Source organism: Aeromicrobium sp., from assembly GCF_049586495.1.
Taxonomy (GTDB): Bacteria; Actinomycetota; Actinomycetes; order Propionibacteriales; family Nocardioidaceae; genus Aeromicrobium.
In genome coordinates this window covers 1-18633 of the sequence record NZ_JBAVCB010000024.1, presented here as the reverse complement: position 1 = coordinate 18633, position 18633 = coordinate 1, and the positions used below count along the sequence as shown (strand labels likewise).

Sequence of the window (18633 nt, the reverse complement as noted above, 5' to 3'; positions counted from 1 at the left end):
GGCGAGTTCGACCGGATCATCGCCGCCGAGGTCCTGGAACACATCCCGGCCGACATCCAGGCGATCCATGAGCTGGTGCGGGTGCTGCGACCCGGCGGAACGCTGGTGGCGACCGTCCCGCGGTGGTTCCCCGAAGTGGTCTGCTGGAAGTTGTCGGCGGACTACCACAACAACCCCGGCGGCCACATCCGCATCTTCACCGAGGAAGAGCTGAAGGACAAGATCACCAAGGCTGGCCTGATCTTTGACAGCAAGGACTACAGGCACGGCCTGCACGCGCCGTACTGGTGGCTCAAGTGCGCTGTCGGCGTGCGCAACGAGGACCACGTGCTTCCCAAGACGTATCACCGGCTGCTGGTGTGGGAGATCATGAAGAATCCCAAGACACTGCAGGTGGCGGGCAAGGTGCTCGATCCGATGATCGGCAAGAGCATGGCTCTGTACTTTCACAAACCGCTGTCATGACTGCCGCCGGAAAGATCCCCCATGTGGTCGGAGTCCTGACAGCCGATCAGGTGGCGCAGACCGCGCGGTCGATCGCCGTGATGCAACAGGCCGACGGGTCGATTCCGTGGACGACCGGTGCGCACGTCGACGTGTGGAATCACGTCGAGGCCGCCATGGGGCTGCTCGCCGCAGGGGACGTTCAAGCCGCCGAGCGCGCCTACGACTGGGTCTCCGAGGTGCAACGCTCGGACGGTTCGTGGCCGTCATCCTGGGAGAACGGAGCGATCACCAACGACCGCGGCGACAGCAACTTCTGTGCGTACTTCGCGGTCGGCCTGTGGCATCACTGGTTGATTCGGCACGACCTTGACGTCGTGCGGCGGCATTGGCCGACCGTGCGGGCCGGGTTGGACTGGGTCGTGGAGCTGCAGCATCCATTCGGCGGCATCGCGTGGACCGTCGTGGACGACCTGAGCCTGCTGACCGGCAACTCCTCGATCTACCAGTCCCTCCGTGCCGGAGTAGCGCTCGCTGAGCTGATGGGGGAGCCGCAGCCCGACTGGGAGCTCGCGGGCGGTCGCCTCGGGCACGCCGTGCGACACCACCGCGATCTGTTCGCTGACAAGTCCACCTTCTCGATGGATTGGTACTACCCGGTGCTGGGCGGCGCAGTGCGCGACGTGGACGCGCACGATCTGCTGAGCACCCGATGGGACGATTTCGTGGTCCCCGGACTCGGCACCCGTTGCGTCGACACGAACCCGTGGGTCACGGGAGCGGAGACCTGCGAGCTGGTCATGGCACTCGACGCGATCGGCGACCACGAGCGGGCCCTGCGGTTGTTCACCGACATGCAGATGCTGCGCGCTGACGACGGCGGCTACTGGACCGGCTGGGTCTACGCCGATCCAGCGGTCCGGAACGAGAATCCCGATGTCTTCTGGCCGCAGGAGCACACCACGTTCACGGCTGGCGCCGTGATTCTCGCCGCGGACGCGCTGGGGGAAACCCACGGCGGATCCACTCCCGGGTCGGGCATCATGCGCGGCACGTCATTGGCGCCAGACTTTCCCGAGCTGGCGTTGGAGTGCGGCTGCTCGCCGCTGCCCGTTCGCTGACCTCAGCGGCGACGCAGCACCCGCATGGACCCGAGCGCATCGACCTCGTCGAAGTGACCGCTGGCCAGAGCGGGACGGTAGATCAGCTCGTACGGCGGCCGTCCGCCGTCGGCCGGATCAACGAAGACGTCATGAATCACGAGCAACCCGCCGGGCATCACCTTGGGCGCCCAACCGGCGTAGTCGTCGCGGGCTGGCTGCTCGCCGTGGCCGCCATCGATGAACAGCAGGCTCAGGGGCGTCTGCCAATACCGACTGACGGTGGTGCTGCGTCCGATCACCGCCACCACCACGTCCTCCAGTCCAGCGTCGGCGAGAGTCCGACGAAAGGTCGGCACAGTGTCCATGAGTCCGGTCTGAGGGTCGACGAGACTGGTGTCGTGGTGCTCCCACCCGGCCTGGTTCTCCTCACTGCCACGGTGGTGATCCACCGTGAAGATGGTCCCTCCAGCTATGCGCGCGGCGGCACCCAGATAGATCGCGGACTTGCCGCAATAGGTTCCGACCTCGAGTGCCGGTCCGTGGGGCAGCCGCTCGACCGCGTGCTGGAACAGCAGCTGACCCTCGCCCTCGGGCATGAATCCGGTAGCGGCGATGGCGTGCTCGAGCAGGTCGGCGGGCATCGCGAAGGTGTGGCTGGCGTGGGACACGGCCCCAGCATGCCAGCGGGAGGGACAGGCGGTCAGATCCGGCTCTTCCGTCGACGGTCCACCGGCTCATCTCGCCGTTAGTGTGAACACGTGACCTCCACCCCGATCCTGCTGATCGTCTTCGATCTTCTCGGCATCTTTGTCTTCGCCACGACCGGTGCGCTGGTCGGCGTTCGCAAGGAGTACGACGTGTTCGGGATGCTGGTGCTTGCCGGCACCACCGGGCTTGGGGGTGGATTCTTGCGTGATGTCTTGATCGGAGCCGTTCCTCCTGCGGCCCTCTCGGACTGGCGATATCTGATCGTGCCGGTAGTGGCGGGACTCGTGACCTTCTCATTTCATCCAGCGTTGGGACGCATGGAGCGCAGCATCAATGTGCTCGACGCTTTCGGGCTGGCGCTGTTCTGCGTCACCGGAGCGGTCAAGGCGTCCGAATACGGAATGGGGCCGATCCCGGCCGCGTTGATGGGCATGGTCACCGGCATCGGGGGAGGAATGATTCGTGATCTCCTCACGGGTCGCCCGCCTGAGATCTTTCGCAGCGAGCTGTACGCCACGCCGGCTCTCGCTGGGGCATTCGTCGCGGTGCTGCTGCACGTGAGCGACCAGCCGTTCTGGCTTGCTGGACTCGCCGGAGGCGGTCTGTGCCTCGTGTGGCGACTGCTCGCGCTGCGCGGCGACTGGCGCGCGCCGAAGCCGCGGGGTCCGGCCTCGGTGTGACACTCACAAAATTTCTAGATCGCTACTTGAAAAGTGCTGCGAGTCCGGCTATAAATTTCGGTAGTTGAGTCAATCAGACTCAAGTTCTGAAAGGAGATCAGACATGAACGCAGCCACCTTTGATCCTTTCGGCGAGCTTGATCGCCTGACCAGTGGATTGACCCAGTTGCGCACGGGCCCTCGGGCCGTTCCCGTGGATCTCGTCCGCGACGGCGAGCAGTACCTGCTGCACGCGGACCTGCCCGGTGTCGATCCCGGGTCGATCGACATCGATCTGGACGGAAACTTGCTCACAATTCGCGCAGAGCGCACGGCGACGACTCACGACGGCGCGAAGTGGATTGCCCAGGAGCGACGCTCGGGCAGCTACTACCGCCAGTTCACCCTGGGCGAAGGCCTTGACACCGAAGCGATCTCGGCGGCCTACGACCACGGCGTGCTCTCGGTGGTCATCCCGCTCAGCGAACGGGCCAAACCACGCAAGATTCGGGTCGAGGCGGCCGGACGGCAGCAGTCGATCTCGGTCTAGGACACCGGCGCTGGGCGCACCGCACGATCGCGGTGCGCTCAGCGGGCGTCGGAGGCCTCGCGCAGCCGACTCAGGTCGACGATCGTGATCCGCCCGCGGCCCAGCCGCACCAGACCGTCGGACGCATACTCGTTCAGGATCTTGGTGACGGTCTCCCGCGAGGTGCCGGCCAGGGCCGCCACCTGCTCGTGAGTGAGCTGGATCGCGATGCCGCGGACACCGAGTCGGCGCTTCTCCTCGTCGGCCAGGAGGCACAGAGTGCCGGCAACGCGCTCCGGCACGCTCTTGAACACGGTGTCGGACAGTCGCCGTTCCAGCTGAGCCACCCGGTGGCCCAGGATCTCGGAGATCCGTGCGGAGATCCGAGCGTCAGACAGCAGGAAGCGCTGCACATCGGCTTTGGTCATCACGCAGACGGTGACGTCGTCGAGAGCCTCGGCGAAGTTGTCGTGCATCTGCTGACCGAGGAGAAGCATCTCGCCAAAGATGGTGCCGGGGGTCAGGATCGCGGTCGTGAGGGCTCGTCCGTCGGGGGCTAGCCGGAAGATGCGGACGCGACCCTGCTTCAGGATGAACAAGGTCTCCATCGGTTGCGGTGGCGCGTGCAGCAACTCGCCCTGGGCGAAGTGCCGCATCGGCGCTGCGGCAGCGATCGCGGCCATTTCCGTGTCGTCGAGGTCGGCGAAGATGTCGACCTCGGCCATGCACCACAGGTCGTCACCACCTGGTGCTCGGCGTTCCACGTCGGCCATCTCCTCACGACGTCCCGGAGCCCACGGTCTGGCGCCGGTGGTGCGGAGATCGTTCAGTCGTCCCACCACACAGTACGTCGCGGGGTCCCGGCGGGCAGCGCCATTGCTGGTGATCACGTCAGCCCGCGAGCTCGGCCACCTGCGCGGACAGGTCGTCGTTGTCCAGATAGCCCTCGACCACGACGGCGCCGTCTTCGTCCAAGATCAGGTAGGTGCTCTGCGCGGCGACGCGGAAGTGCGTCCAGATGGCGCCCTTGGGGTCGACCAGATGGGTTGGCCCCTTGACCACCCGGGCGAAGTCGCGGATGTCGCTGTCGTCGCTCAGGCCGCCGACCCCGACCACGTTGACCTCGCCGTCGTACTCCCGGGCGAGCGAGGCGACCCGGCCCGCCTGGGCCCGGCACGTGGCACACCACGGAGCCCAGAACCAGAGCACGATCGGCTTGCCCGCCAGCTGCTCGCCGTTGAAGGTTGCGCCGTCCAGGTCCTTGCCGGTGAATTCAAGGCTCACCGTGCGGGCGTCTGACGGGGAACCGGCTGGCAACCGGTCGGCGGTGGACGCGCAACCAGCAACCGTCACCAGGGTGGCGAGCAACAGGCCTGCGACGATCTTCGAGCGCACAGCGCCCCCCTCCAGTGGTTGAGACTCCAGTATTGCTCGCCATTGGCGCTTCCTACCGTGACCGGGCTTACGGTGCGGAACGCTGCGGTCGTGGATGCTCGAGGGCGAGGGAGCGTCCGACCGGGCGGTCCGACCGAGCACAGCAGGAGCAATCGTGCAGCACAGGTGGGTACCACTGGTGGTTGGCGCGTTGCTGACGCTGACTGCGTGCACGGGCGGCACGGACGACCGCGCGCAGGACCGCCCGGGGCGCCAGGCCGAGGCACCCCGCCTGGACGTCCCCTCCGCGCTGGATGACCGCACCGACGACGCTTTCGCGAAGCCGCTGATCCCGCTGGACGAGATCTTGTCCGGCGGACCTCAGCCCGACGGCATTCCGCCGATTGACGACCCCACCTTCGAGAGCGCTGGAGAGGTCGACTGGCTGGAGGACAACGAGCCAGTCCTGTCCTTGACGGTGGGCGGTGAGACCCGCGCCTACCCGCTGCGCGTCATGACCTGGCACGAGATCGTCAACGACGTGGTGGGCGGGGTGCCGGTCGCTGTGACCTACTGCCCCTTGTGCAACTCAGGGGTCGCCTTCGAGCGCACCGTCGGTGACCGGGGCGTGTTCTCCTTCGGAACCTCGGGGCTGCTCTACGCGGACAATCTGGTGATGTACGACCGTCAGACCGAGTCGTTGTGGCCACAGCTGACGGGGCAGGCATCGGTCGGGCACCTGACCGGGACCCAGCTGGAGGCGATCCCCATGGGGACCGTCTCCTGGAGCGAGTTCCGCCGTGCCGAGCCCACCGCCAAGGTGTTGACGCAGGACACAGGATTCGACCGTCCCTACGGCACCAACCCCTACTCGGGCTACGACGAGCCGAATGGCGAGCTGTTGTTCGGGCTGCCTGATGACCTCGACACCCGGCTGCCGGTCAAGGAACGGGTCATCGGACTGGTCGGTGGGTCGGACAGCGCAGCCGTGCTCCGAAGCTCGCTCGTGGGCCGAGACCCGCGGCAGGTGACGGTCGGTGGGCAGGACGTGGTCCTGTGGCACCGGCCGGGGCAGGCGTCGGCCCTCGACGCCGACACGATCGCGGGCGGTGCCGACATTGGAACCGTGGGGGTCTTCACTCCCGTCGCCGACGGCAGAACACTCAGCTTCTCGGCGAGCGGAGACGGCTTCACGGATCGAGAGACGGGCAGCACCTGGAATGTCCTTGGCCGTGCGACCGCCGGACCGCTGCAGGGCACCGAGCTCGAGGCGTACCGGCACCTCGACACCTTCTGGTTCGCGTGGGCCACCTTCCACCTCGACACCTTGCTGCTCGACTGAGCGCTACGCTCAGGGCCGCAGCCAACGGGAGGAAGCCGAGTGCCGGAACTGCTCCTGATCGGGGCTGGTCACGCCCATCTGTACATCGTGAAGCACGCAGCCACGCTGACTGCTGCTGGATATCAGGTGCGCCTGTTGGCTCCCCGATTCTTCGACTACAGCGGTGTCGCCTCCGCGACGGCCGCGGGCGTGCTCTCCAGTGCCGACGGCCGGATCGACGTGCGCGCGCTGGCCGGTGCCTGCGGTGTCACCTTCCACGAGGGCAGGCTGGAGTCACTCGATCCGCAGGCGCGCACTGCCACTGCAGACGACGGCATCGAGCTGACGTACGACGTGTTGTCGGTCAACATCGGCAGCGAGGTCGACCCGGTCGGGATGCGCATTCATCCGACGGTCCTGCGCGTCAAGCCGCTCAGCGGGCTCGCCGACCTGCACGACCGGCTGCGCGCTGCCGCGTCGGGCGCCACGGTCACGGTGGTCGGCGGAGGATCCTCCGGCGTCGAGCTGGCGTCGCATCTCGCGATGCGCACGGACGTTCGCCGAGTTCAGCTGGTGGAGTCCACGTCTGAGGTCGGGTCAGACCTGCCCCGGGGCGCGCGCACGACCATGGCGCGGCTGCTCAGGAGGCGCGGAGTGGATGTTCGCACCGGGTGCGAGGTGCGTGAGCTCGGTGAGCACGATGCGGTGTGCGCCGACGGCTCGTCGCTGTCCCACGACCTCGCCCTGCTGGCCACCGGGCTGACGGCGCCCAGCCTGGTGTCGACGATCGGACTGGGCGACCGGCGCGGCATCACCGTGCGAGCCACTCTCCAGCACGTGGAGCGCGACGAGATCTACGCCGTGGGCGACTGCGCGTTCTTCACCTCACGCCCGTTGCCGCGCATCGGCGTTCACGGTGTCCGGCAGGGTCCGATCCTGCACGCGAGTCTGCTGGCGCGGCTCGGCGACGGTCCGTTGCCGGAGTACCGGCCCCAGCGTCGAGCCCTGTCGATTCTGGACCTGGGGGGCGGCGTGGGTCTGGCCACCCGAGGGCGCCTGTGGTGGTGCGGCACCAGCGCGCTGCGCCTCAAGCGCTCCATCGACCGTCGCTGGCTGAAGGTCTATCGGGTGCGTGCGCCTGCGTAGAAACGACGACAGCGGTCCACGGGGCACCCGCTTCGGGCGGTTTCAGACCGCTCGGGCCAGGTTTCTCGTCGGGGAGGCGCTTGAGCGGAGCAGCAGCAGCCCGAGAGTCATCAGGACCGCGCCAGTGGCCACGATGCCGATTTCTTCGCCCAGCCACGCCGGGTCGGTGTTGCCCGTGAGTGCCTGCGCGATCCCCTCCACCACCATGTAGGTGAGAACCCAGGCGACCAGTCCGCCCACTGCTCCCACGACTCGGATCGCGACGTGTCGACGAGCGAGCGCAGCGACCGCAAGACCGGCCATGCCGAATGCCATGAGTGATACCGCACCGATGTACAAGACGGACGCCGCGGTCAGAGGAAGGCCTGAGACTGCACCGTCGGTCGCCGCAATGACGACGAACTTGAGGACCCAGCACGCTCCACCGATCGCCAGAGCGATCGCGGAAAGACGAAAGAGCTTCGATGATGTGTTCATGACTCGACGCTAGAGATGACGTGGAGATGATGCGTCCACTCCAATGATGATTTCGACTCCGCCTGCAGGTGGATGTCCTGCATCCACGGAACGGTCTACCGTGGGGCGATGAGAGCGGTGCGCGCGCGTGCATGGGACGTCCTCGTTCTCGTGCTCGTGGTCGGTGTGCTGACGGAGGTGCTCGGCTCGGATCAGGATGTCCCCCTGCAGCTGAGCGTGCCAGTGGGCTTGGCGATGACGGTTCCGCTGCTGTGGGGGCAGCGGGCGCCGATTCGCGTGGCGGCGATGGTGCTCGGCGCGGCGGTCGTGCAGTCGCTTGCCGGCGAGTGGCGCCTGCAGCCTCAGTCAGAGCTGTTGCCCATGTGCTTGGTGTTCTGGTCCTTGGGCGCATATGTTTGCGGTCGGACCAGGCGTTGGGCCTTTGTAGCGGCGCTCGCGGCGCTGGTGGTCACGGTGACCGACGACATCATCGTGATGGGTCCCCTGATGGTGGGGGTGCACGCGGCCGGCCGGCTGATGCAGTCTAGAGAGGAGCTGGCCGCTGCGCTGCAGGAGGAGCGCGCTCACGCCGAGCGATACGCGGTCGCTGAGGAGCGCGCCCGCATCGCGCGCGAATTGCACGACGTCGTGGGACACGCCATTGCCCTGATGACGGTGCAAGCCGGCGCCGAGCGCATCGCGCTGGCAGACGTCAGGCCCGAGACGTCGCGTGCACTGGCCCAGATCGAGGTCACCGGGCGGCAGGCGCTGCAGGAGATGCGGCGCATGCTCGGCCTCCTGAGATCCGATGAAAGTGTCGACTTCACCCCGCAACCCGGTCTGGGCCAGGTGGGGGCGCTGGCAGAACGTGTCGTGCGACTGGGGGTTCACGTGGAGGTTCAGAATGAGGGTGAGACCGGCGCGGTATCACCTGGAATCGACATCTCTGCCTACCGGATCGTTCAGGAGTCGCTGACCAATGTGCTGAAGCACGCCGAAGCCACACGGGTGATCGTCCGTCTGCACCACGATGGTGAGGCCTTGGTGATCGAGGTGATCGACGACGGAGGGGCCTCACTTCGAGAGGTCGGCCGTCCCGCGCGGAGCGCAGCAGACGGTCACGGCCTGGCCGGGCTCCGGGAGCGGGTTGCTGTGTACGGCGGGTCGCTCGAGGCTGGACCGGTGCCGTCGGGTGGCTGGCGCGTCGCTGCCCGACTGCCGACTTCGGCGGCGCGCAGCGGAACCGTCCAGAACGGACTGATGTGATGACGATTCGCGTTCTGGTCGTCGACGACCAACCACTGATTCGCGAAGGCCTTCGCAAGATCTTCGAGGTCAGCTCGGATCTGGACGTGGTGGGGGAGGCCGCTGACGGCCGAGGCGCAGTGGCGCAAGCCCGCCGGCTTCGCCCCGATGTGGTGGTCATGGATGTTCGGATGCCGGTGCTCAACGGGATCGAGGCCACACGCCAGGTCGTCGAGCTGAGTCCGGCGCCTCGTGTGCTGGTGCTCACGACCTTCCAGCTGGACGAGTACGTCTTCGGTGCCTTGCGAGCGGGGGCCAGCGGCTTCCTGCTGAAGGACGCTCCGCCGGAGCATCTCATCGACGCCGTGCACACGATGGCCTGCGGGGATGCGATTTTGGATGTGGCGGTCACCCGGTCCGTGGTGGAGCGTTTTGGGCGAACTCCCGAGCCGGACCCCACCGTGTCCCACAGACTCGCGGCGCTTTCTCCACGCGAGCACGAGGTGTTGCTGCTCATGGTCGACGGGCGCCCCAACCGGGAGATCGCGGAGACATTGTTCGTCAGCGAAGCGACGGTCAAGACCCATGTGATGGCGGTGCTGCGAAAGTTGGAGCTGCGGGATCGGATCCAGGCCGTGATCTTCGGCTATGAGTCAGGGCTGGTCTGCCCCCGGCGCCAGGCCTAGATGCCGAGCCCCCACCCGGCGTGCTGCAGCACGGCCGGCCCGCGGCTTGGGCGAGGGCCCCGTGCGACCTGCGCCGGTTCTGTGGTCAGATGCGAGCCACGGCAATCGTGCCAGCGTCACGCACCGCCTTGTCGCTGGCTCCCGCGAGGTCACTGAGCGTGCTGTAGACGATGTCGTCTGGATCGATCTTGGTCTCGCGTGCGTCATGCGCATCCAACCGCTCGATGAGGTTCTTCGATGCGAGGATCTCGCCGTCTGTCGCCGCGGTCTCGATGCGTGCGCCTTCGTTCATCTGGTCGCCCAGAGCGGTCACCTCGAGTCGCCCGTGGGTGGACACCTGACCGATCATGAGCTGGGCCCCCCAGTGCACTCCGACATTCACCTTGACCTCGAGAACGTCGGGACCGAGGCGCTCGGCGCCATCGCGAATCGATTGCGCGGTATCGATCGCGGCCCGAGCAGCACGGGACTCTGAGTCGTTGAAATCAGCGGCGAGAAAGAGCGCTGATCCGCCATCGCCGGCGTGCTTGCCGGTGATGCCTCCGTGGCTGATCACGCAGGCATCGATCAAGTCCGTGAGATCGCGGATCAGCTCGAAGTAACCCCGTGAGGACAGCCGCTTGGAGATGACACCGGACGCCTCGAGGTCGGCGAAGAGGATCGCTGCGTCTCGTCGCCGGGGCTCGCTGACGCGGTCCATCCTCTCGAACAGCTGTGGATCTCCGCGGCCGAGTCGCTGCAGAAGGCTGTCGGGCACCATGCCTCGATACAGAAAGACCACACCGATGAACCGCCCTGCGTCGTCGTTGATGCGTACCTGGAGCTGGTGCTGATCGCCGACCAGGGATCGGCGGAAACGCAGATTGGCTGGGAAGGCCACTCGGTCGTACCAGGCGCGCGGCTCAGGTTCGGCGGGATCAAGCTCGGCGGCGAACGGCGCCGCAGCGTCGAAGATCTCCGCGAAATCATCATCACCAGGATTGATGTGACGACGCATGATCGATGCATTGTGCTCGAACCATGCCGTGCCGCTCTCCGGAGTGACCCGGATGATCTCCGCGTCTTCTCGCAACACCCGGGCGACCAGCGAGCGCCCAATCTGGCGGCGGACCTCATCAGGTGACAACTCGACAAATCTAATCCACTCGCGAGACACGTAGACGCACCGGAATCGCTCGTCGAGTATCTCGAAGTGCATCTGCGCGAGCTCCATCGTTTCGGCGATGTCGCGAAGATCGGGGTGGTCGGGAAGCGGCAGGGAGCCTTCATCATCGTCGGCCATGGGTCGACGCTACCTGCAATCGATCGGCCGCGGACCTACCGAACGCGGCGGTGACCTCGGCACAATGCGTTCAGGGCCAGTCGACGATGTCGTCGTGCTCCGGGTGTTCGGTGAGCCACTTTGCGACATACGAGCAGTGCGGCACGACCCGCTTGCCTCGCTGCTGCACGTCGGCGATGGCCTCGGCGACCAAACGCTCAGCCAGGCCCTCGCCGCTGAAATCGTCGTCCACCGTCGTATGCGTGAAGTCGACGTGCTCCTCGTCAGGGAGCTGATACTCAGCGAACCCGGCGAGCGTGCCGTTGCTGTGAACCTCATATCGGTTCTCGCCGAGATTCTGCGTCACGGTGATCTCGTCGGACATCGAGTGCTCCTTCGGTCGGTGTCGTGGGAGGACTGAAGTGCAGTGTGCCAGCGCTCCGCGATGAGCGCAGATGGGTGAGGCCCACGCGGAAACCGATCGCGGTCTGGTTGCGGCCAAACTGCCGATGCGGCGACGGCACCATGGTCGGTGTCCTTCCCGAAACATGCCGTCCAGCCGAGCAGTTCTCACATCGACCTCGCTGCCCCGTACGAGAACAACACGTCGAGCACTCGCGCCAGGTGGTCGTCGTTCGTGTCGGTGAACTGGACATCTTGTCGTCAGCTGTCCGTTCGTTGGTCATTGCCAGGTAGTTTCTGGTCCAGCGTGGGGTTGGCATCGCCGGATCGAGTCAGGCTGGCGTGAGCAGTTGCTCAGCGCGTGCGATGCGATGCCGAGCGAGTTGAGACGCCACGCGGCGCTTCGTGTCCCATTGCCTCGGAACAGCCTCGGGATCACACTCGAAAGATGACCCCGGAGCAGCTCCGCACCGCACGCTCGGCGTTCGCGCGTCGCGACTGGCGGGTGGCGCACGACCTGCTTTCAAAGTTTCGCGCTGACCTGACCACAGCCGATCTCGAGAGGCTGGCCGAGGCCGCTTGGTGGCTCGGCGACTTGCCCGATGCGATGGCGGCCTCTGAGGAGGTTTATCGACAGCTATTGGCCGCGGGTGAGCTGGAGCAGGCGGCCGACCGGGCTCTGCGGCTGACGCTTCTGTGGTTCAACCGCGGTGAGGTTCAGGTGGGTATCGCGTGGTTGGCGCGTGCGCGTCACGTCATCCGCGGTTTTCCTCGATGCCCCGTGCACGGGTATCTTCGCTACGCCGAGGCGGCTGCCGACATGGACCTGTCGGGCGATCCTGAGGCCGCTGAGGCTGCCGCGCGCGACATCGAGGCCCTCGCGCTCGAACACGACGAGCCAACTTTAGAAAGCTTTGGCCTCGCACTCCGCGGGCTCGCAGCCGTACGACGCGGTAAGACGCCTGAGGGCTTCGCGAACCTTGACGAGGCGATGCTCCCCGTGCTCGCAGGACGAGTGGACCCCCTGTGGGCGGGAGACCTCTACTGCACGGTCGTTCACCTGTGCGACGAGCTCGGCGATCTCGCGCGCATGCGGGCGTGGACGGCGTCCATGGCGAGATGGTCGCGACCGAAGGGCCCAACTTTCGTGTACACCAGAGTCACCCGAGTGCACGAACTCCAAGTGGTAGCCGCAGAGGGCGACTGGACCGCCGTCGAGAGCGAACTCGGCGGCCGCAGTGCCGATCTGGTGGGTGCCCATGGGTGGCTGGCTGGCGAAGGCTACTACACACTGGCCGAAGTTCGACGCCTGCGAGGCGATGCTGACGGCGCCCGGTCGGCCTATGCTCTGGCCCGAGGTCTCGCTCACGACGGACTGCCCGGGGAAGCGCTGCTGCTCGAGGCGGAAGGTCGGCCAGCCGACGCGCTCGCGGCACTGCGCGTCGGTCTTTCCGAAGCCACCCGCCTCGGTCGCACCCGGATGCAGCTGGACACCGTCCGCATCGCTGTGTTGATGGGCGATGCGGTCTACGCTGCGGCGGTGACCAACGAATTGGAGCAAGCAGCCCAATGGTTCGGCACGTCGGGGCTCATCGCTCGAGCGGCTCAGGCCCGTGCTGCCCTGCTGCTCGCCGACGAGCTCCCAACACGGGCAATCCCCCTTCTGGAGCAGGCGGCGCAGATCTACCGCGAGCAGCGCAACCGTTACGCGAACGCCGCTGTCCACGAGGTCCTTGCGGCAGCCCATTCGGCCACGGGCGATCACGACAAAGCTGCTGCTGCACGCGCGACAGCCGTGGCCGTCTACACACATCTGGGTGCCGTCCCCGACATCGAACGGCTGGCCGGCCGAGGTCGCCGCCCCTGCGGGCTGACCGATCGCGAAGCAGAGGTGTTGACCAAGGTGGCCGCTGGGGCGACGAATCGGCAGGTCGCCGTGGCGCTGGTCATCAGCGAGAAGACGGTCAGCAGGCATCTGACCAACATCTTCACCAAGATCAATGTTGGTACCAGGACCGCCGCAGCCGCCTGGGCCCACGACAATGGACTGGCCTGACGTGGGGCGGATGCCCCATCAGGGGCCAGTGAGGTTGGGGTGATTTCCCGACGCGGAACAGGCCAGCGCGCGTCTAGCGTCGGTAGTCCCAACTGACATCCAGGAGGACACCATGGACACGCTACAGGCCGCACCAGACACGTCGGCGGCACCGACGCTCGAGACCGCTGATCCCGACGAGGTCGCCGCCAGGGTGATCGAGATTCTCAATGACGGGGGCATCTGTGTGCTGGCCAGCATCGGCCACGAGCTGGGCCTCTTCGAGACCTTGGCATCGCTTCCACCCGCCACCAGCAGCCAGATTGCCGACGCTGCCGGGCTCGACGAGCGTTACGTCCGCGAGTGGCTGGGCGGGATGGTCGCGGCCAGCTTCGTGCAGTACGTCTCGCAGGACCGGACCTATTATCTGTGTCCCGATCATGCGCAATTCCTCACCGGGCCCAGTGCTGACAACTTGGCCCGGATGACACGGTATGTCGCAGTGATGGCGGCCGTTCAGCCCAAGATCGTCGACGCCTTCCGCAACGGTGGCGGGTTATCCTACGACGACTACCCGGATTTTCATCATCTGCAGGCGGCAGAGAGCGCGAGCGTCAACGACGCTTCGTTGCTCGACACGATCATCCCGCTGGCCAACGTGACCGACCGCCTCGAGACGGGCATCGACGCTGCCGACATTGGCTGCGGCGAGGGCCATGCGATCAACCTGCTCGCCCGTGCGTACCCCCACAGCAGCTTCGTGGGTTATGACTTCAGCGCCGCGGCCGTCGAGGAAGGCCGTCGAGAAGCCGAGGCCTGGGGTTTGTCCAACGCCCGCTTTGAGGTGCTTGATGTGGCCGCCCTGACGGACGTGGCAGCCTACGACCTGATCACCGCGTTCGACGCCGTGCACGACCAAGCCCACCCCGCGACCGTGTTGGCCAACGTATGGAGGGCTCTGCGACCGGACGGGGTCTACCTGATGGTGGACATCAAGGCTTCGAGCAACCTCGAGGAAAACCTCGATGTGCCGTGGGCATCGTTCCTCTATGCCATCTCAACTGTGCACTGCATGTCAGTCTCGCTGGGCCAAGGTGGTGATGGGCTAGGGGCCGTCTGGGGTGTCCAGACTGCGGAACGCATGCTGAGGGAGGCCGGCTTCTCGGCTGTCGAGGTGCACGAGCTCGACCAGGACCCGTTCAACGCCTACTTCGTGTCTCGTCCTTGAGCCGTGCCCCCGTGGCATTGGTGGCTGACCCCAACCAACGGCCCGCGGAGGCGGTGCCCGCACGGGTGTCCCACACGGCGAGCAGCCGCCGAGGTGTTCATCTTCGACGGTGCACACGTGAGGGTCTAGCATGCTCGATCGCGGCACAAGTCGACCACGACGACGCTTGAGGTCTCATGGAGGCCTGTCGCTCGACGCCGTCGACAGCACAGGGGCCGCGATCGACAGTGTGATCGCGGCCCAGGCGCCAGACGTTGCGGACTACGTGCGGACCAGCAGGGCATCTGCGGCGTAGAACCGTGCTAGTCGAGTCCCAACCCTCTAGATGTCGTAGTACAGCTCAAACTCGTGCGGGTGCGGACGCAGCTGGATCGGGAGGATCTCCTCGTTGCGCTTGTAGTCGATCCACGTCTCGATCAGGTCGGGCGTGAACACGTCACCGGCGGTGAGGAACTCGTGATCGGCCTCGAGCGAGTCGAGCACGGCGTTCAGCGAGGTCGGGACCATGTCGATGGCCTCATACTCCTCCGGCGGCAGCTCGTAGATGTTCTTGTCGATCGGGGCGGGCGGCTCGATCTTGTTCTTGATGCCGTCAATGCCAGCCAGCAGCAACGCCGAAAAGGCGAGATACGGGTTCGCCGACGGATCGGGGCATCGGAACTCGATGCGCTTGGCCTTCGCATTCGAGCCGGTGATCGGGATCCGCACACAGGCTGAACGGTTGCGGGCGGAGTACACCAACGCGATCGGGGCCTCGAAGCCCGGAACCAGACGACGGAACGAGTTCACCGACGGATTGGTGAACGCGAGCAGCGACGGAGCGTGCTTCAAGATGCCGCCGATGTAGTGGCGCGCCATGTCCGACAGCCCGCCGTAGCCGGACTCGTCGTAGAACAGCGGCTTGCCGTCATTCCAGATCGACTGGTGCACGTGCATGCCCGAGCCGTTGTCACCGAAGATCGGCTTCGGCATGAAGGTGACCGTCTTGTCGTTGGCCCACGCCGTGTTGCGCACGATGTACTTGAACTTCATCACGTCATCGGCAGCCTTCAGCAGCGTGTCGAAACGGTAGTTGATCTCGCCCTGACCCGACGTTCCGACCTCGTGGTGGCCGCGCTCCAGGATGAGTCCGGCGTCGGTGAGGTTGCTCATCATGTCGTTGCGCAGATCGGCAGTCTTGTCCGTCGGAGCGACGGGAAAGTATCCGCCCTTGTACCGGACCTGATAGCCCCGGTTGTCTGCGACGTCGTCGCCGGTGGACCACGCTGCCTCCGACGATTGAATCTCGTAGAACGACTTGTTGGCGCTGGTGCCGAAGTTGACCCGGTCGAAGATGTAGAACTCGGCCTCGGGCGCGAAGAAGGCGGTGTCGCCAATGCCGGTGGTGGCCAGGTAGGCCTCGGCCTTGCGGGCGATGTTGCGCGGATCGCGCGAGTAGGCCTCGCCGGTGATCGGATCGTGGACGAAGAACTCCATCGCGATCGTCTTGCGCGCCTTGAACGGATCGAGGTAGGCGGTTCCGACGTCGGGGAACAGCACCATGTCGGACTGATCGATGGTCTGGAAGCCGCGAATCGAGGAACCGTCGAACGCGACACCACTGCTGACCATGTCAGCGTCAAACGTCGATGCTGGCAGGGTGACCTGCTGCTGGATGCCGGGAAGGTCGGTGAACCGGACGTCGAGGTACTCGACTCCCTCGTCCTTGATGTACTTGAACAGCTCGTCGGCGTTGCCGAACATGTGTGGCCTTCCTCGGCCGCAGCGCGGCCTGGATCGATCGTCGTGTCAGGTGGCGCATTTCACCGCGCCATGGCTTGACCCTAGGGCGAGGCAGTTACCCAACCATCACTTGATTGTTTCAGGCATGTTACAAGTCCGTGTGACGGGTGGGACTGTCGACGTTCGGACGGGTGGGTACTGGGTAGGCTCGCCACCATGGAGTCAGCGCCGCTCGGCCGCCGCATGCTCGCGCTGGTGATCGACTGGATCGTTGCGGCGCTCAGCGCGACCGCTCTGACCGGCGTGAACTACCCGCCGGACGATCCGATGCAGAATGCGGTGATCACCGGATTCTTCGTGGTCGAGGTAGGCCTGCTGGTGGGTCTGTTGGGCTCCTCGATCGGCAAGCGCGTCGCCGGCATCCGGGTCGAGAACCCCGACGGCCAGCCCATCGGCGTCGGGTACGGGCTGCTGCGCACTGCGCTGGTGTGCCTGATCATCCCGGCCATCGTGCAGAACAAGGAAGGTCGCGGCCTGCACGACATCGTCGTGGGTTCGCGCGAGATCAAGGTGTAGGTCAGCCGCGCATTGCCTTGCGCTGGCCCTTCATGCTGGTCGGCACCGGACCGCGAGGCATGGGAGCGGCCGGACGCATCGCGTCCAGAGCCTTGACTTTGTACAACAGGGCCGTCATCTGGGCCGGCTTGATCTTCTTGGGCAGCTTCTGCACCCGCTTCGTCAGCTTCTGCAGCGGCACCTCGCCCTCGCCGGTCCCGACGATGAGGTCGATGATCGGCACGTCCTCGCCCGCGATGCGGCTGTGCTTCTTCTTCTCGGCGCTGATCAGGTTGCGCAACCGGGCCGTGTTGCCCTCGCCGACGAGGATCACGCCGGGGCGACCGATGACGCGGTGCACGACGTCCTGGTTCTTGGTGAAGGCGACGGCAGGCTTGACGTCCCAGCCCTTGCGCAACATCTGCAGTGCGCCAGCGGCGGCACCGAGCTGTCCCTCGACCTGCGCATACGCAGCGGTCTGGGCGCGCCGACCGAACACGATCAGCACAGCCAGGAAGCCGATGAGCACGCCGAACACGACCGACAGGATCAGGCCGAGCGTCGTGCTACCAAACGCCCAGAAACCGACCGCACCAAAAATGCCGCCTGCGACGAGAAACGTCAGCAGCAGGATCAGACCGATGTTGCGGTCGGACTTCTTGGTGATCGCGTACGCCTGACGAAGCTGGCGGACGCGACCCTTGGCGGGCGCTGGTGCGGCGGTGGACATGCAGGCAGTCTACGACGATGCCGGAGCGGCATCGCGCGCCGCCATTGCTTGCTTGTACAGCGTGCCCGCCCGGTACGACGAACGCACCAACGGCCCGGACATCACGCCGACGAAGCCGATCTCGTCGGCCTCGTGCTTGAGCTCGACGAACTCCTCGGGCTTGACCCAGCGCTCCACTGGGTGGTGGCGCTTGGACGGGCGCAGGTACTGCGTGATGGTGATCAGGTCGCAGCCTGCCTCGCGCAGGTCGACCAGTGCTTGGGAGACCTCCTCGCGGGTCTCGCCCATGCCGAGAATCAGGTTGCTCTTGGTCACCAGACCGAAGTCGCGGGCATCGGTGATGACGCCCAGCGATCGGTCGTAGCGGAACGCCGGTCGAATCCGCTTGAAGATGCGGGGCACCGTCTCGATGTTGTGGGCCAGCACCTCGGGGCGGGACTCGAACACCTCGGCGAGCTGGTCGGCGTTCCGGTTGAAGTCCGGGATCAGGTTCTCGACGCCGGTGCCGGGGTTGAGCTCGTGAATCTTGCGGACGGTCTCGGCGTAGAGCCAAGCGCCGCCGTCAGGCTGATCGTCGCGGGCGACACCGGTGATGGTGGCGTACCGCAGCTCCATCTTCTGCACGCTCTCGGCCACGCGGCGCGGCTCGTCACGGTCGATTGGATCGGGCTTGCCGGTGTCGATCTGGCAGAAGTCGCAGCGGCGCGTGCACTGCTCGCCGCCGATGAGGAACGTGGCCTCGCGGTCTTCCCAGCACTCGAAGATGTTCGGACAACCAGCCTCCTGACACACGGTGTGCAGGCCTTCACCCTTCACCAGATTCATGAGCTCGTTGTACTCGGGACCCATCTTGGCGCGAGTCTTGATCCACTCGGGCTTCTTCTCGATCGGGGTCTCCGCGTTGCGGACTTCGAGCCGCAACATCTTCCGGCCTTCAGGTGCAATGGTCACGCTGGCAAGCCTACGCCTCCGCGCAACCGCGGCCGTGAGGCGTCAGGGGGAGACGGTTCCCACCGGGATGCTCAATCC

20 protein-coding genes are annotated in these 18633 nt (G+C 66.0%); 11 read left to right on the top strand and 9 right to left on the bottom strand.

Annotated features, from left to right (window positions below):
- Together WB508_RS01280 and WB508_RS01275 are read left to right on the top strand one after the other, a co-directional pair.
- Positions 1-465 (top strand): class I SAM-dependent methyltransferase (locus WB508_RS01280; RefSeq protein WP_423843061.1); only part of this gene is annotated, 465 nt, incomplete at its 5' end.
- Positions 462-1565, top strand: a complete 1104-nt coding sequence (locus tag WB508_RS01275; protein ID WP_423843060.1) for a prenyltransferase — start codon at positions 462-464, stop codon at positions 1563-1565. The genes WB508_RS01280 and WB508_RS01275, both read left to right, overlap by 4 nt.
- A gap of 2 nt (positions 1566-1567) precedes the next feature.
- Here WB508_RS01275 and WB508_RS01270 read toward each other — a convergent pair whose 3' ends face one another.
- Entirely contained in the window at positions 1568-2215 is a 648-nt protein-coding gene (locus WB508_RS01270) for a class I SAM-dependent methyltransferase (RefSeq protein ID WP_423843059.1), read from the bottom strand.
- 90 nt (positions 2216-2305) lie between these two features.
- On the opposite strand from WB508_RS01270, the gene WB508_RS01265 reads away from it, so the two are divergent.
- Both WB508_RS01265 and WB508_RS01260 read left to right on the top strand, forming a co-directional pair.
- Entirely contained in the window at positions 2306-2935 is a 630-nt protein-coding gene (locus WB508_RS01265; RefSeq protein ID WP_423843058.1) for a trimeric intracellular cation channel family protein, read from the top strand.
- 103 nt (positions 2936-3038) lie between these two features.
- A complete protein-coding gene (locus tag WB508_RS01260) occupies positions 3039-3464 on the top strand; it encodes an Hsp20/alpha crystallin family protein (RefSeq protein ID WP_423843057.1) in 426 nt (141 codons plus the stop codon).
- Positions 3465-3502: 38 nt separating this feature from the next.
- On the opposite strand, the gene WB508_RS01255 is transcribed toward WB508_RS01260, so the two are convergent.
- Positions 3503-4216, bottom strand: coding sequence for a Crp/Fnr family transcriptional regulator (locus WB508_RS01255; RefSeq protein ID WP_423843056.1), 714 nt, complete (start codon positions 4214-4216; stop codon positions 3503-3505).
- A gap of 118 nt (positions 4217-4334) precedes the next feature.
- Entirely contained in the window at positions 4335-4838 is a 504-nt protein-coding gene (locus WB508_RS01250; protein WP_423843055.1) for a redoxin domain-containing protein, read from the bottom strand.
- 154 nt (positions 4839-4992) lie between these two features.
- On the opposite strand from WB508_RS01250, the gene WB508_RS01245 reads away from it, so the two are divergent.
- Complete coding sequence (locus WB508_RS01245; protein WP_423843054.1) at positions 4993-6159, top strand: DUF3179 domain-containing protein; 1167 nt, start codon at positions 4993-4995, stop codon at positions 6157-6159.
- A 39-nt stretch (positions 6160-6198) separates the two neighbouring features.
- Complete coding sequence (locus WB508_RS01240) at positions 6199-7284, top strand: NAD(P)/FAD-dependent oxidoreductase (protein WP_423843053.1); 1086 nt, start codon at positions 6199-6201, stop codon at positions 7282-7284.
- 42 nt (positions 7285-7326) lie between these two features.
- On the opposite strand, the gene WB508_RS01235 is transcribed toward WB508_RS01240, so the two are convergent.
- The gene (locus tag WB508_RS01235) at positions 7327-7761 is read right to left on the bottom strand and encodes a hypothetical protein (RefSeq protein ID WP_423843052.1); all 435 of its coding nucleotides are present in this window, start codon (positions 7759-7761) and stop codon (positions 7327-7329) included.
- 108 nt (positions 7762-7869) lie between these two features.
- On the opposite strand from WB508_RS01235, the gene WB508_RS01230 reads away from it, so the two are divergent.
- On the top strand, positions 7870-9006 hold the full coding sequence (locus WB508_RS01230) for a sensor histidine kinase (RefSeq protein WP_423843051.1): 1137 nt from the start codon (positions 7870-7872) through the stop codon (positions 9004-9006).
- On the top strand, positions 9006-9671 hold the full coding sequence (locus WB508_RS01225; protein ID WP_423843050.1) for a response regulator: 666 nt from the start codon (positions 9006-9008) through the stop codon (positions 9669-9671). Before WB508_RS01230 ends, WB508_RS01225 begins: the two co-directional genes overlap by 1 nt.
- Before the next feature lie 85 nt (positions 9672-9756).
- On the opposite strand, the gene WB508_RS01220 is transcribed toward WB508_RS01225, so the two are convergent.
- The gene (locus WB508_RS01220) at positions 9757-10953 is read right to left on the bottom strand and encodes an adenylate/guanylate cyclase domain-containing protein (RefSeq protein ID WP_423843049.1); all 1197 of its coding nucleotides are present in this window, start codon (positions 10951-10953) and stop codon (positions 9757-9759) included.
- Positions 10954-11023: 70 nt separating this feature from the next.
- Positions 11024-11317 carry a GNAT family N-acetyltransferase gene (locus WB508_RS01215; RefSeq protein WP_423843048.1) on the bottom strand — a complete coding sequence of 98 codons (294 nt, stop codon included), beginning with the start codon at positions 11315-11317 and terminating at the stop codon, positions 11024-11026.
- A gap of 465 nt (positions 11318-11782) precedes the next feature.
- On the opposite strand from WB508_RS01215, the gene WB508_RS01210 reads away from it, so the two are divergent.
- Both WB508_RS01210 and WB508_RS01205 read left to right on the top strand, forming a co-directional pair.
- Positions 11783-13390 (top strand): LuxR C-terminal-related transcriptional regulator, encoded by a 1608-nt coding sequence (locus tag WB508_RS01210; protein WP_423843047.1) that lies wholly within the window; start codon positions 11783-11785, stop codon positions 13388-13390.
- 112 nt (positions 13391-13502) lie between these two features.
- Positions 13503-14597: a class I SAM-dependent methyltransferase gene (locus WB508_RS01205; RefSeq protein WP_423843046.1), complete on the top strand. Its 1095-nt coding sequence runs from the start codon at positions 13503-13505 to the stop codon at positions 14595-14597.
- Positions 14598-14918: 321 nt separating this feature from the next.
- On the opposite strand, the gene glnA is transcribed toward WB508_RS01205, so the two are convergent.
- Entirely contained in the window at positions 14919-16340 is a 1422-nt protein-coding gene (gene glnA / locus WB508_RS01200; protein ID WP_423843045.1) for a type I glutamate--ammonia ligase, read from the bottom strand.
- A gap of 195 nt (positions 16341-16535) precedes the next feature.
- Between glnA and WB508_RS01195 the strand changes: the two genes are divergently transcribed.
- A complete protein-coding gene (locus WB508_RS01195; protein ID WP_423843044.1) occupies positions 16536-16895 on the top strand; it encodes an RDD family protein in 360 nt (119 codons plus the stop codon).
- Position 16896: 1 nt separating this feature from the next.
- On the opposite strand, the gene WB508_RS01190 is transcribed toward WB508_RS01195, so the two are convergent.
- Both WB508_RS01190 and lipA read right to left on the bottom strand, forming a co-directional pair.
- A complete protein-coding gene (locus tag WB508_RS01190; RefSeq protein ID WP_423843043.1) occupies positions 16897-17604 on the bottom strand; it encodes a DUF4191 domain-containing protein in 708 nt (235 codons plus the stop codon).
- A 9-nt stretch (positions 17605-17613) separates the two neighbouring features.
- A complete protein-coding gene (gene lipA, locus WB508_RS01185) occupies positions 17614-18555 on the bottom strand; it encodes a lipoyl synthase (RefSeq protein WP_423843042.1) in 942 nt (313 codons plus the stop codon).
- Positions 18556-18633 lie beyond the last annotated feature (78 nt).